General features: G+C 62.0%; 10 protein-coding genes. 3 read left to right on the plus strand and 7 right to left on the minus strand.

The features are described 5' to 3' along the window. Positions 1–42: 42 nt before the first annotated feature. The gene (metK, locus tag N6G83_RS18235) at positions 43–1,197 is read left to right on the plus strand and encodes a methionine adenosyltransferase (RefSeq protein WP_016926681.1); all 1,155 of its coding nucleotides are present in this window, start codon (positions 43–45) and stop codon (positions 1,195–1,197) included. 123 nt (positions 1,198–1,320) lie between these two features. Here the strand turns inward: metK and N6G83_RS18240 are convergent, their stop codons facing one another. From N6G83_RS18240 to hrpB, 7 genes are all read right to left on the minus strand, one after another. Beyond that, the gene (locus N6G83_RS18240; protein ID WP_188016089.1) at positions 1,321–1,473 is read right to left on the minus strand and encodes a Hok/Gef family protein; all 153 of its coding nucleotides are present in this window, start codon (positions 1,471–1,473) and stop codon (positions 1,321–1,323) included. 305 nt (positions 1,474–1,778) lie between these two features. Further along, entirely contained in the window at positions 1,779–3,767 is a 1,989-nt protein-coding gene (gene fhuB, locus N6G83_RS18245; RefSeq protein ID WP_049296223.1) for a Fe(3+)-hydroxamate ABC transporter permease FhuB, read from the minus strand. Then, positions 3,764–4,672: a Fe(3+)-hydroxamate ABC transporter substrate-binding protein FhuD gene (gene fhuD / locus N6G83_RS18250; protein ID WP_141998950.1), complete on the minus strand. Its 909-nt coding sequence runs from the start codon at positions 4,670–4,672 to the stop codon at positions 3,764–3,766. The genes fhuB and fhuD overlap by 4 nt, the downstream gene beginning before the upstream one ends. Next, the gene (gene fhuC, locus N6G83_RS18255; RefSeq protein ID WP_260515630.1) at positions 4,672–5,469 is read right to left on the minus strand and encodes a Fe3+-hydroxamate ABC transporter ATP-binding protein FhuC; all 798 of its coding nucleotides are present in this window, start codon (positions 5,467–5,469) and stop codon (positions 4,672–4,674) included. The genes fhuD and fhuC overlap by 1 nt, the downstream gene beginning before the upstream one ends. A gap of 47 nt (positions 5,470–5,516) precedes the next feature. Then, positions 5,517–7,709 carry a ferrichrome porin FhuA gene (gene fhuA, locus N6G83_RS18260; RefSeq protein WP_043141280.1) on the minus strand — a complete coding sequence of 731 codons (2,193 nt, stop codon included), beginning with the start codon at positions 7,707–7,709 and terminating at the stop codon, positions 5,517–5,519. A 250-nt stretch (positions 7,710–7,959) separates the two neighbouring features. Then, positions 7,960–10,452, minus strand: a complete 2,493-nt coding sequence (mrcB, locus tag N6G83_RS18265; RefSeq protein WP_025304218.1) for a bifunctional glycosyl transferase/transpeptidase — start codon at positions 10,450–10,452, stop codon at positions 7,960–7,962. A gap of 118 nt (positions 10,453–10,570) precedes the next feature. Then, positions 10,571–13,009, minus strand: coding sequence for an ATP-dependent helicase HrpB (gene hrpB, locus N6G83_RS18270; RefSeq protein ID WP_260515632.1), 2,439 nt, complete (start codon positions 13,007–13,009; stop codon positions 10,571–10,573). Positions 13,010–13,198: 189 nt separating this feature from the next. Here hrpB and thpR point away from each other — a divergent pair, with 189 nt between their 5' ends. Both thpR and sfsA read left to right on the plus strand, forming a co-directional pair. After that, positions 13,199–13,741 carry an RNA 2',3'-cyclic phosphodiesterase gene (thpR, locus tag N6G83_RS18275; RefSeq protein WP_043141288.1) on the plus strand — a complete coding sequence of 181 codons (543 nt, stop codon included), beginning with the start codon at positions 13,199–13,201 and terminating at the stop codon, positions 13,739–13,741. Further along, on the plus strand, positions 13,738–14,445 hold the full coding sequence (gene sfsA, locus N6G83_RS18280) for a DNA/RNA nuclease SfsA (protein ID WP_060448072.1): 708 nt from the start codon (positions 13,738–13,740) through the stop codon (positions 14,443–14,445). The genes thpR and sfsA overlap by 4 nt, the downstream gene beginning before the upstream one ends. The last annotated feature ends 107 nt before the right edge of the window (positions 14,446–14,552 follow it).

The following is a 14,552-nucleotide window of genomic DNA, read 5'->3' on the forward strand; positions in this document are numbered from 1 at the left end:
TGCAGTAATTTCTAACCCGTCTTATGCAAGGTAAAGAACACAATGGCTAAACACCTCTTCACGTCCGAATCCGTCTCCGAAGGACATCCCGATAAAATCGCCGACCAGATCTCCGATGCCGTCCTCGACGCCATCCTGGAACAAGATCCGAAAGCGCGCGTCGCCTGCGAAACTTACGTGAAAACCGGTATGGTGCTGGTCGGCGGTGAAATCACCACCAGTGCCTGGGTCGATATCGAAGAGATTACCCGCAAGACCGTGCGCGAGATCGGCTACGTTCATTCGGACATGGGCTTTGACGCCAACTCCTGTGCAGTCTTGAGCGCCATCGGCAAACAATCCCCGGACATCAATCAGGGCGTTGACCGCACCGATCCTCTCGAGCAGGGCGCTGGCGATCAGGGCTTGATGTTTGGCTACGCCACCAACGAAACCGACGTGCTGATGCCTGCACCGGTCACCTACGCGCACCGTCTGGTGCAGCGCCAGTCCGAAGTGCGCAAAAACGGCACCCTGCCGTGGCTGCGCCCGGATGCGAAGAGCCAGGTGACCTTCCAGTACGACGACGGCAAAATCGTCGGCATCGACGCCGTGGTGCTGTCCACCCAGCACTCAGAAGACATCTCGCTGAAAGATCTGCAAGAAGCGGTGATGGAAGAGATCATCAAGCCGGTACTGCCGGCGGAATGGCTGACGGCGGGCACCAAATACCACATCAACCCGACCGGCCGTTTCGTTATCGGCGGCCCGATGGGCGACTGCGGCCTGACCGGCCGTAAGATCATCGTCGACACCTACGGCGGCATGGCTCGCCACGGCGGCGGCGCCTTCTCCGGTAAGGATCCGTCCAAGGTTGACCGTTCCGCGGCTTACGCGGCGCGCTACGTGGCGAAAAACATCGTTGCCGCCGGCCTGGCCGATCGCTGCGAGATTCAGGTGTCTTACGCTATCGGCGTAGCGGAACCGACCTCCATCATGGTGGAAACCTTCGGTACCGAGAAAGTGCCAACCGAACAGCTGACGCTGCTGGTGCGCGAATTCTTCGATCTGCGCCCATACGGCCTGATCCAGATGATGGATCTGCTGCAGCCGATCTACCGCGAAACTGCCGCCTACGGCCACTTCGGCCGCGAGCACTTCCCGTGGGAAGCGACCGACAAAGCCGCACTGCTGCGCGATGCCGCCGGCCTGAAATAAGCCCCGACATCAACATGAAAACGGCGAGCCTGGGCTCGCCGTTTTTTTTGAACGGATGGGTGCTCCTGGATCAACGCATCGACTGCCGGCCGGCGGAGGCAAAGCCCCCGCCGCCGGGTTGCCTTACCGTTCGGATTCGTAAGCCAAAATGGCCGCAACCTCCGTAGTGCCCGATCGGATACGCAGCTCACACCGCGTGCTGCGGGTTATCCATGCCAGTGATATTACCGTGGCACAAATAACCACCAATTTTAACAGGCTCCGTTTGTTCGGCATCATGCCTTCTTCTCCTTGCCTCGCGGCGGGTAAGAGGCTAACTTAACGTTGTCGTGCGTTAGAGTAGGCCTCGGGTTGATGGATATCGACTCGGGGCTTTTCTCTTTGTATCTTTCACGCAGGCTCCAGAGACAAAGATCCAGAGCACCCGCCCGCAGTATATTCACCTCCCCCTCTCTTCCCGCGTTCCTTTTCACGTTAAATGTCTTTCTTGCGTAGCGGCACGCAACGCCTTGCAAGGCGTTGAAAAAAGGCCCAGCAACGCTGGGCCTTTGATGGCGGAGAAAGCAAAGTAGGGCTGAAGCTTACGACGTCTGCTTACGCAACAGATAAACGAAGTACGGCGCACCGATAAAGGTCGCCAATAACCCGGCGGGGATCTGATACGGGAACAGCAGCATACGCCCGCACCAGTCGGCAAACACCATCAGCAAGCCGCCCAGCAGCGCGGCGATCACCATCTGCGGCAGCGCGCGGCGGAAGCCCAGCATACGCGCCATATGCGGCGCCATCAGCCCGACAAAGCTCAGCGGCCCGACGGTCAGGGTCGCCATGGCGGTCAGGGTGGCAGCCAGCAACAAAATGGTCAACCGCGCCGGCGTCAGCGCAATGCCCACCGAGCGGGCGGTGGCGCCGCCGAGCGGCAGGATGGTCAACCAACGGCGGCACAGCGGCGCCAATACCATCAGGCCGGCGGCCACCAGAGCGGTACGCAGCGCCTGCGCCGGCTCCACCGAATAGGTCGAACCGGAGAGCCAGGTCAGCAAGCCCCCCATACGCGGATCGCCGCTGGCCAACAGCAGGAAGATGACGGTAGTAAAGGCGGTGCTGAGCGCGATACCGGCGAGCAGCATGCGTTCCGTCGAGAAACCGCCGCGGCCTGCGGCGATCATGATGATCAGCAGCGTAGCGGCCGCTCCCAAACTGCCGGCGGGCAGCAGCCAAACGAAGGCGTCGCCCGGCACCATAAACAGCATCATCACGACGCCAAAAGCGGCGCCGGAGCTGATCCCCAACACTTCCGGGCTGGCCATCGGGTTGCCGGTCAATTTCTGGATCAACGTGCCGGCGACCGCCAGCATCATGCCCGCCGCCAGCGCCGACAGCACCCGCGGCCAGCGCCACGGCAGCAGGGAATCCAGCTCCGCACCCAGGCTCCAGTGCCAACCGCCGGCATTTTTGCCCAGCATCAGCGCCAGCGTCAGACCGATCAGCAATACGAGGCCACCCAGCAGGATCCAGCCGGGCAGATTCCCGCGCTCGGCAGGCACCTTGTCGCCAAGGTTCATCGGCGGCGGCGTGGTGGCGCTGCGCAAACGCGGCAACAGCCACAGCAGCAGCGGTGCGCCGAACAGCGCAGTGGCCGCGCCGGTCGGGATCTCACGCCACACCTGCGTCACCCCGAGCATCACCTGATCGGTCAGCCACAGCAGCAACGCCCCCAGCAACGGCGCCAACATCATGCGATGCGCCAGGCGGCGAGCGCCCAGCATCTTCGCCATCAGCGGCGCAAACAGGCCGATAAAGCCGATAACGCCCACCGCGCTCACCAACATGGCGCTGAAAATGATGGCCAGCCCCAAGGCGCAGAAGCGCGCCATCGATAGCCCCAACCCCAGGTTGCGCGCCACGCCGTCGTCCAGCCCCAGCAGCGTCAGCGGGCGCAGCAACAGCGCCGCCAGCAGGCCTGCCACCAGCAAACGCGGCAGGAGGAACTGTACGGCGCTCCAATCCTGTTGGTTCAGCGCGCCGGTGCCCCACAGGAACATGCCCTGCAGCTGATCGTAATGAAACAGCGCCAACAAGCTGTTGACCGCGCCGCAGTACAGTCCCAACACCAGCCCGGCCAGAATCAGCGTCACCGGCGACATCCGCTTGCCCCAGGCGACGCCGAACACCAGCCCGCCCACCACAATCGCACCCACCATAGCGGCCAGCTGGCGGGTAAATTCGCCCCCCGGCAGCACCCACAGCGTGGCGATGGTCAGGCCGAGCTGCGCACCGGCGGCCACGCCGAGCGTCGACGGTTCCGCCAACGGATTGCGCAACACCTGCTGGAACAGCACGCCGACCAACCCCAGGCCGGCGCCGGCCAACAGCGACACCGTCAACCGAGGCAGCAGGCTGTAATGGAACAGCATTTGCCGCACGTCGTCGATGTCCGGCGCGCTGAGCGCCCGTGCCCATTGCGCCGGCGGCAGCTGCTGCGTCAGGTTGTATATCGTCAGGCCACCTGCCGCCGCCAGCAACAGCAGGATCAGCGTCAGCGGTAATTTCCGGATGCCAGCATTCATGCCGCACTCTCCTGAGCCTGTGCCAACAGGCGGCAAAACCGCATCGTCGACAGCGTGGCACCGTAGAACCACACCGCCGGCACCTGCCGCAGCTGGTTTTGCCGCACGAAGGGCAATGACTGCCACAGCGGCGTCGCGCTGACCTTGTCCATCATCGCCTGATTGCCGTGATCGAGATAGATGACTCGGGCGTTACGCACCGTGGCCAACCGTTCAATCCCCACCACCGCCGTGCCCCAAAAGTCGGTTGGCTCCTGCCAGGCATTGCGGATGCCCAGTTGGTCCATCGCTTCCTGGAACAGGCTTTTCTGGCCGATGATCAACGCATGGCGCGTGTCTATCAGGGAAAACAGCAGCAACGGTTGGCGGGTGTAGCTTTGCAGGCGCTGACGGGCGTCCTGCATAAAGCGGTCGAACTGCGCCAGGTGGTTTATCGCCCGGCTTTCTATGCCTAATCGTTGCCCCAGCGCCAGCAGCGACTGGCGGGCGACGGTCAGCGGTTTGCCGCTGCCATCGTTGAAGCCGAAGCTCATGGTTGGCGCGATGGGTTGGATTTTTCGCGGCGTCGGGCCATAGCCCTGCGACAGCAACACCAGCGAAGGCTGGAGCTGCTGCAGCAGTTCGAGATTCGGTTCGGTGCGCTGGCCGACGTCGACCACCGTCGCCGGCAGCTTCGGCTCCGCCACCCACAGGTTGTAGTTATGGACATCGGCCACCGCCAGCGGCGTCACGCCCAATGCCAACAGCAGCTCGATCGGCAGCCATTCCAGCGCCGCAACGCGCGCGATATCCGGCGGCGCCTCCGCCGCTCGCCCAGGCAACGATCCCAACAGCGGCGACAGCGCCAGCGCCATCAACAGGCGGCGGCGCAGCGGATCGTGAGAAGAAGTGAATGCAGAGGACATCAGTAGACAAAACTCACCGGCGCGCCGCCGCTTGGGTGCGGCAACGTGCCCATAGGAATACCGTAAATTTGCTCCAGCACCGGCCCCTGCATCAGTTCCAGCGGGCCGCCCTGGGCGATCATTTCACCGCCGCGCAGCGCAACCAAATAGTCGCAGTAGCGCGCCGCCATATTGATGTCGTGCAGTACGGCGATCACCGTGAGATCGCGTTCGCGGCTCAGGCGCTGGATCAGCGCCAGCACCTCGACCTGGTGCGCGATGTCCAGCGCCGACGTCGGCTCGTCGAGCAACAGACAGCGGCTGTCCTGCGCCACCATCATCGCCAGCCAGGCGCGTTGGCGCTCGCCACCGGACAGGCTGTCCACCAGCCGGTTGGCGAACGGCTTCAAGCCCACCAGCGCGATGGCCTCTTCCACCTGTTGACGATCGTTGGCGCCAAAACGCCCCAGCGCGCCATGCCACGGATAACGGCCGACGGCCACCAACTCACGCACCGTCATGCCTTCCGCCGCCGGCAACTGCTGCGGCAGGTAAGCCACCTGGCGAGCGAAGGATTTGCCGTCCCACTGCGCCAGCGGCTGCCGATTGAGCAGTACCTGGCCGCCACTGGGGGCTTGATGCCGCCCGAGCAGTTTCAACAGGGTGGATTTACCGGAACCGTTATGGCCGATCAGGCCGCAGACTTTGCCCTGGGGAAAACTGAGCGACAGCGGTTGCAGCAGCACCCGGCCGGGGACGGCGAAGCTGGCGTTATCCAGCGCAAAGGCCGCGCCGGGATTAAGAAGTTTGTCCTGCATAGATCCTGCTTTGTCCGGGGCGACGCGGCGCCGCCCCGGCTATCCGGTTAGAAACGGAAGGTTGCGGTGGCGACCACCTGGCGTTCTGCGCCCCAGTAGCAGGCGTAGTCGCGGTAGCAGCTCGACACGTAGGTCTTGTCGAACAGGTTGTTGATGTTGACGCCCACGGACGAGCCCGGCAGGCCAAAGCGCGCCAGATCGTATTTAATGGTGGCGTCCACCAGCGTGTAGTCCGGCACCTTGAAGGTGGTGTTATCGCTGTTGAAGCTCGAGCTGGAGCCGACGTAACGCACACCGGAACCCAGCGTCAAACCGCTCACCGCCGTTTCGTGGAAGGTATAATCCGCCCACAGCGACGCCATGTGTTTCGGCACTTCGACGGTCGGTTTGCCCTGATAGGTGTTGTCCTTGGTGTACTTCGCATCGGTATAAGTATAGGAGGCGATCAGGTTGACGTTGGCATTCAACGCCGCCTTGGCTTCCAGCTCCACACCGCGCGAACGGATCTCGCCGCTCTGCACGCTGAACTGCGCGTTATCCGGATCCGGCGTCAGGTTGTTGTTCTTGGTCAGTTGATACAACGCACCAGTCAGCACGATTGGGCGATCCTTCGGCACGTATTTCACACCGGCTTCATACTGCTTGCCGATCGAGGGCTTAAAGGTCTGGCCATTGATTGACGTATCGAGGGTCGGTTCAAACGACTCGCTGTAGCTGAAATACGGCGTCACGCCGTTGTCGAACAGGTAATTCAATCCGCCGCGCCAGGTAAACTGCCCATCGGAGCGTTCGTTGGTGTACCCGAGAACGCGGTTATTGGCCGACGTTTTCGCCCAGTCATAGCGCCCGCCCAGCGTCAACAGCCACTGGTTCCACTCCCCTTGCTCCTGCACATACAAACCGGTTTGCTCCTGACGGTTCAAGTACTTGTATGGGAAGTTGATATTGACCACATCATTGCCATACTGCGGCCGGGTCATGCTCAGGCCGTCTGTGGAACCATAGTCGGAATTGATATCGTTGCGCATACGCGAATAATCTACGCCAAACAACAACGTATGGTCGATATCGCCGGTTTTCACCTTCGCCTGTGCCTGAGTATCAACCGCAAAATTGTTCAGGTGCTCTTTCGACTGAACGTAAGCGCGATTGATCGTCGTCGGTGATGACAAGCCGAATCCGTAGATGCTCTTCATATCGGTGTCCACCTGCATATAACGCAGGTTCTGGCGCACCGCCCAAGTATCGTTGAAGGCGTGTTCGAAACTGTACCCGATCATCCGCTGCTTGCGCGCCATATAGTTGCTGGCTTCGCCTTCGTTGAAATCGGTCGGCAGTTTGCTGCCGTCCGGCAATGGGATCAGCGTGCCCTGCTTCGGCAACCAGCCGTAATAACCGGTATAGGGATCGTTTTGAATGTTGGCCAGCAGCGTGAAGTTGGTTTTGTCATCCGGGCGCCAGCTAAAGGACGGCGCGATCGCATAGCGCTTCTCTTTGCTCATGTTCTGCTGCGTATCGCTGTCTTTCGCCAGGCCGGTCAGGCGATAGGAATAGATGCCCTGATCGTCCAGCGCGTCGCTGAAATCGAAACCGGTCTGGAACAGGTTATCGGTACCCATTTTGAACTGGATTTCGCGCAGCGGCTCGGTGGTTGGCCGCTTGCTGACCATCGAGACCAAACCGCCCGGGTTGCTTTTACCGTACAGCACCGAGACCGGGCCGCGCAGCAGCTCGGCGCGTTCGAGGAAATAAGGATCGATGGACGCTTCGCTGTAGTTGTCGCCCAGCAACCGCAGGCCATCCAGATACTGGGTGGTGTTGGTAGCCGGGAAGCCGCGGATTGCCACCGCGTCATAGGTCGTGGAGCTGCCGCGGCTGGCGAATACGCCCGGCGCATAGGCCAGAGCACTTTTCACCGTATCCGGCTGGCGCATGTCCATCTCTTCACGCGTCACCACGGAAACGGACTGCGGGTTCTTTTCGATCGGCGTATCGGTTTTGGTGCCGGTGGCGCTACGTTTGGCGACATAGGTGCCGACCGGCCCCCAGGCGCTTTCCTGCTGGGCGGAATTGCTGCCGCCCACAACGGTAATCGTGTCTTCCTTGGCGGCCGGCTTGGCGTCGGCGGAAAAAGCCGGCATCGCCAGCGTGCCTAACGCCGCAGCGACGGTGATCGCTAACGCGCTGACGGGGAGACGGCCCTGTTTGGCCGCGGATGATGAAAGACGCTTGGTCGGCATGATTTATTTCTCTGATGAATTATTAAATGACGAATGTAAACGATAATAATTATTATAAGCGTCGCATTTTATGCAGAAGCCAAATTAAACTGCAAGCCGAATTCATAGGGCAAATAGGTTAAGGATTAGGCGCTTAGCCATGTAGTTAACAGGGAAATAAAACGAGCGGAAAAACAAAAAAGCCCGCAACCACGGTTACGGGCCTAATAACAAAGAAAAATTTTCACCGGGGCCGACGCCCCGGTAGCGATTACTGACCGAACATATCCTTGATCCAGCCGGCGACGCCATCGCCATCTTTTTGCTCACCCGCCGCCGGTTGCTGCTGTTGCTGCACCGCCGCCTGGCTGGCCTGGCACAATCCCTGCGGATTGTCGGTCCAGACCGGGATGGTGCGCCAGCTGCCGCCGCCGCAGATAAAGTTGCCGGCAGAGTCGATGCTCATCTGGTTTATGCCTTCCGGCGGCTGCAGCATCAGCGGCAGCGGCGTCTGGTTTTCCAGATAGCGGCGATACAGGGTCAACGCGCCGTTGGCGCCGGTCAGCTTGGCCGGGCCGTTGTTGTCGCGCCCCACCCAGGCGATCGCCACTTCCTTGCCGTCGATGCCGGCGAACCAGCTGTCGCGCAGATCGTTGGTGGTACCGGTTTTCGCCGCCAGGTTGTAGTTCGGGAACTTCACCGACAGCGAGCGGGAGGTCCCGCGCGCCACGCCCTGCTGCATCGCGTACAGCGTCAGGTAAGCGGCCTGCGCCGGCACCATGCGCTCCGCCTGCGGGAAGCTCTGGTACAGCACCGTGCCGTCTTCGGCGATCACCGAACGCACCGCCGACAGCGGCGCACGGTTACCGCCGCTGGCGATGGTCTGGTACTCCTGCGCGACTTCCATCGGCGTCAGGCCGATCGCCCCCAGCAGCATCGAAGGCACCGGATTGATCTCCGCTTTCGGGATCCCCAGGCGTTGCAGCGTGGCGCTGATCTGATCCAGCCCGACCGACAGGCCGAGGTTCACCGTCGGCACGTTCAGCGAGTTGGCCAACGCATCCACCAGCATCACCTGACCGCGGAATTTACGGTCATAGTTGTTCGGCTGCCAGACGGCGCCGTTCGGCTGTTTCAGCGACAGCGGCGCATCCGCCAGCCAGGTGTTGAGGCGGTATTTATCCGGTTCGGACAGCGCGGTCAGGTACGTCGGCGGCTTGGCCAGCGAGCCGACCAGACGGCGCGCCTGCATGGCGCGGTTGAAGCCGGCGAACTGCGGGTTGGCGCCGCCGACCATGGCGCGCACTTCACCGCTGAAGCGATCGACGATCACCATTGCCGCTTCCAGATCCTGCAGGTGACGCGCAGCGCGCAGCGCCGGGATGCCGTCTTCGACCGCTTTTTCCGCCGCGTCTTGCGACACCGGATCCAGCGTGGTGAAGATCTTCACGCCGGACAGGTCATTGACCTTATCGCCCAGCTTGGTTTGCAGTTCCTGACGCACCATCTGCATAAACGCCGGCTGTGGCGTAATGACGCCGCCTTTCGGCTGCACGCCCAGCGGACGCGCGCTCAGCATGTCATACAGCTCGCCGTCGATCACGCCCTGGTTCTGCAACAGTTTGAGCACCAGGTTGCGGCGCTCCAGCGCCAGTTTCGGGTTGCGCCACGGGTTATACAGCGACGCGCCCTTGACCATGCCGACCAGCAACGCCTGCTGATCGAGGCTCAGCTCGTCCACCGGACGGCCGAAGTAATACAGGCTGGCCAGCGGGAAGCCGCGGATCTGGTCGCTACCGCTCTGGCCGAGGTACACCTCGTTCAGATACAGCTCCAGGATGCGGTCTTTGCTGTAACGGTAATCCACCAACAGCGCCATATAGGCTTCGTTGGCCTTACGCCACAGCGAACGCTCGTTGGTCAGGAACAGGTTCTTCACCAGTTGCTGCGTCAGGGTACTGCCGCCCTGCACCGCACGGCCAGCGGTCAGGTTGGCCAGCACCGCGCGGCCGATGGAGTACGGGCTGATGCCGTCATGCTCATAGAAATGGCGGTCTTCCGTGGCGATCAGCGTGTCTACCAACAGATCCGGGAAACCGGAACGCGGCACGAACAGGCGCTGTTCACCGTTAGGCGACTGCAGCATGGTGATAAGACGCGGATCGAGGCGGAAGAAGCCGAAGCTGCGGCCGCTGTCCAGGTTTTCGATCTTCGCCAGACGGTTGTTCTGGAAATCGAGGCGGGCACGGATCTGCCCTTCTTTACCATCCGGGAAGTCGAACGGGCGGCGCAGCATTTCGATGCTGTTGGCCTGCACGGTAAACTCGCCCGGGCGCGTCATGCGGCTGACCTGGCGATACTGCATGCCTTCCAGCAGGTTGACCATCTCCTTCTTGCTGTACGGCATACCCGGTTCCAGGTTGACCATGCGGCCGTACACCGCCGCCGGCAGTTGCCAGACTTTACCGTCGATGCGGCTGCGGATCTGCGAGTCCAGGTAGACGCCATAGATTGCCAACAAGACGGCGATCACCAGGATCAGTTTGATAAACAGGCCGAGCCAACGGCGTTTTTTACGCGGCGGAGTCGCTTTTACCTTACGCGGCATGCGTTCCTCCTCCTCTTCATACTCATCATCGTCATACTCGTCTTCTTCGTAATCGTCATAATCGTCGTCTCGGCGACGGCGCGGCGGCTTGCGCGACGCGGTGCTTTTTGGTTGTTTTCCTTTGCGCCCGATGGGCTCGCGGTCATCCCCAGCCATGGCTGTTGTTCTCCGAGCTTGCCGACACTGCCGGCCATGATTAGTCGCTTAATCTGTGCCTACGCCGCAGCGCTGACCAGAAGAAACATCTGAATTCCAAACCTTAAATGATCGCGACCTACTGATATTTCTTCGTTCGGCGCGTCGGTACCGCCGTGGCCGGATCGTCCGGCCAAACGTGTTTAGGGTAGCGGCCCTTCATCTCTTTTTGCACCTCGCGATAGGCGCCTTGCCAGAAGGCCGCCAGATCGCCGGTGATTTGCAACGGCCGGTGCGCCGGTGAGAGTAACTCAAGCACCACCGGGATGCGACCCTCCGCCAACATCGGGCTGCGCTGCTCGCCGAACACCTCCTGCAAACGCACCGCCAGCGCCGGCGGTTTACCCGCCTCATAACGGATCGGTAAGCGGCTGCCGGTCGGCACAGTGTAATGAGTGGGTAGCGCATTATCCAGCCGCTGCTTTTGCTGCCAGTCCAGCAGACGGGACAGCGCCTCGGCGATGTTGACCTGCTTCAATCCGCGCAGATCGCGCACGCCGTTCAGCGACGGCAACAGCCACTGCTCCAGCGCCGCCAGCAGCGGCTCTTCATCCATCGCCGGCCACTCCGCCTCCGGCAGCCAGGCTTGCGCGCACTGCAGGCGCACCCGCAATTGTTCAGCGGCCCCCTCCCAATTGAGCACCGCCAACCCCTGTGCGCGCACCCAGTCGAGCAGCGCCTGCTGCAGCTCTTCGTCCGCCGGTTTGGCCAGCGGCTGAGCGCGCAGCGTCAGACGACCGATCTGCTGGCGCTTCCAGGCGCGCAGCGTGCCCTTCTCTTCATCCCATTCCACCGCCGTGCGCTGCGTGACGATCGCCGGCAGCTGCGCCGCCAGGGCTTCGATGTCCACCGGCAGCGCCAGCAGGATACGCGCATCGGGGCTGTTGTGGCCCTGCAACAGGCTGGGAACGATAAGCCAGGGCGCGCGCGACAGCGCCTCGTCCTGGTTCATCGCCACGCCCAGGCCGTTGGCCAGCAGGTAGCGGCCGGCCTGGCCACGGCGCTGGGCGATGCGATCGGTAAACGCCTGCGCCAACAGGCGCGGCGCCAGATCGACGTCGACTTGCCCCGCACGTTGCGGCAGGCGTTTGGTCAACTGCGCGGCGCGCTGCCGCCAGTTCGGTTCCGGGCGGCTCAGCCAGTAGCCGATATCCATCTGCCTGCCGCGCGGCGGTTCTTCCAGCAATGCCGCCAGCAACGCCGCCGTCGCCAGGCCGTCGGCGCTCAGTGCCGCCCCGGCGACCAGCATCGCCGCCAGCCGCGGCTCGCACCCCAGCGCGGCCATCTGGCGCCCCGGCGCGGTAAGTTTGCCGCCGTCATCCGTGGCTCCCAGCCGGTGCAACAGTGCCCTGGCCGCTGCCAATGCCGCCGTCGGAGGCGCATCAAGCCAGGTCAGCTGCGCCGGATCATGGCACCCCCATTGCAGCAATTCGAGCCAGAAGCCGGTGAGATCGCTCTGTAAAATTTCCGGTTCGGCATGTTCCGCCGCACGCTCCGCCTGCTCTTTGGCGAACAGGTGCCAGCAAAGGCCCGGCTCCAGGCGCCCGGCGCGCCCGGCACGCTGCACCATCGAGGCCTGACTGATGCGCTGCGTCGCCAGCCGCGTCAAACCGTTGCGTACGTCGTAACGCGCCACGCGCTCCAGGCCGCTGTCCACCACCAACCGAATGCCCTCGATCGTCAGGCTGGTTTCGGCGATGTTGGTCGCCAGCACCACCTTGCGGCGGCCAGGCGCCGCCGGCTGAATCGCTTTTTGCTGTTGCACCAAAGGCAGGGCACCATACAGCGGGCAAAGATCGGTATCGCTCGCCACCTCGCCGGTCAATCTCTCCAGCACCCGATTGATCTCCGCTACGCCCGGCAGGAACAACAGCAAAGACCCCGGCTGTTCGGCCAGCAGACGCTTCACCGCCGCCGCTACGCCATCCTCCAGCCGCTGATGGCTGGCCAACGGCTGATATAAACGTTCAACCGGAAAGCTGCGTCCCTCTGACACCACCACCGGCGCCTGCGGCAACAGCTGCGTCATACGGACGTTGTCCAGCGTGGCCGACATGATCAGCAGTTTCAGATCGTCGCGTAGCCCTTGCTGCACGTCGAGCAGCAGCGCCAGCGCCAAATCGGCCTGCAGACTGCGTTCGTGAAATTCATCGAGGATCACCAGCGACACGCCCTGCAGCTCGGCATCCTGCTGCAGCATGCGGGTGAGAATGCCTTCCGTCACCACTTCCAGCCGGGTCTGCGGCCCGCTTTTACTTTCGGCGCGCATGCGGTAGCCCACGGTCTGGCCGGGCTCCTCCCCCAGTTGCTGTGCCAGGCGGTAAGCGACATTTTTCGCTGCCAGCCGCCGCGGCTCCAGCATGATAATGCGCCCCGGCAATCCGGCCTTAGCCAGGATCTGCAGCGGCAACCAGGTGGATTTACCGGCGCCGGTCGGGGCGTGCAACAGCACCTGAGGAGCGGACTGCAGCGCAGCCAGCAACTCATCAAGCACCGCGCTGACGGGCAATGAAGACACTGAACTCTCCGTGGTGGTTAACGTTAAACGGCGTACAGTGTAGCATTAGCTTTGCCCCCGTAGCCTTTCAAACTGCGGCGTCGTTAGCTATAGTACGGAGCTCATCCATGCGCCCCGCTTCGCGCGAGACCGTTGCAAACCGCATTCAAGTCTGTTCCTGACGGATTTGTCATTATTTACCGAGCCCCCATGTCCAATTCGCGCCGCCTGTTTTTCGCCCTGTCTTTGCCTGATACCCTGCAACAGCAGGTGATCCGCTGGCGCGCCGAGGCGTTTGCGCCGGAGGCCGGCCGACCGGTGGCGGCGGCCAATTTGCACCTGACGCTGGCGTTTCTTGGCGAGGTCACCGCGCAGAAAGAGCTGGCGCTGCGCAAACTGGCCGGCCGCATCGTTCAACCCGGCTTCAGCATGCGGCTCGACGATCTCGGCCATTGGCCGCGCCCCGGCGTGGTCTGGCTCGGCACCCGCCGCGCACCGCGCGGGCTGCTGCAGCTGGCCGAGCTGCTGCGTTCGCAGGCCGCCCGCAGCGGCTGCCACCAAAGCGCGCTGCCGTTCCATCCGCACATCACGCTGTTGCGCGCCGCCACCCAGCCGGTGGCCATCCCGCCGGCGACGCCGGGCTGGGCGTTCAGCGCCGACGCCTTTTCCTTATATGAGTCGGTGTTCGAAAACGGCCGCACCCGCTATCAACACCTCGAACAGTGGCCGCTGGCCAAGCAGGCATCCGCATGATTTTCTCTCCACCGCTGCGTTCCGCCACGCTGATCAAACGTTACAAGCGCTTTCTGGCGGACGTGATCACCCCGGAAGGGGAAACCTTTACGCTGCACTGCGCCAATACCGGCGCCATGACCGGCTGCGCCACGCCCGGCGATACCGTTTGGTACTCCACCTCGGACAACCCCAAACGTAAATACGCCCACAGCTGGGAGCTGACCCATACCCAACAGGGACACTGGATCTGCGTCAACACCCTGCGCGCCAACGCGGTGGTGCGCGAGGCGATTGAACACAATTTAATCAATGAATTATCCGGTTACAGTAAAATTAGTGGCGAAGTGAAATACGGCGGTGAAAACAGCCGTATCGATTTGTTATTACAGGCAGAAAATCGGGTTAACTGCTATATTGAAGTTAAGTCAGTCACATTACTGCAACAACAACGTGGTTACTTTCCTGATGCGGTAACGCTCAGAGGGCAAAAGCACCTGCGTGAGTTGCTCAGCGTGGTTGAAAGCGGGCAACGGGCGGTGTTGTTCTTTGCCGTGTTACACAGCGGTATTGAGCAGGTCGCACCGGCACATCATATAGATGAGCGCTATGCGGCGCTGTTGGCACAGGTCCGGCAGTTGGGAGTGGAAGTGGTTTGCTATGGGGCAAAATTATCACCTGACGGTATTTATCTCTGCGATAAGCTGCCGTTTTTTATCGATTAGCGCAGTCGGGTCCCTATAAATAGACAACCGGCCAGCACGATCGCCAAATACGCCCTCCTTCACACGATTGTCAAGCGGGCGACAGGAATAATTGCCAACCTACCTTC

Source organism: Serratia sp. PL7, assembly GCF_945957435.1.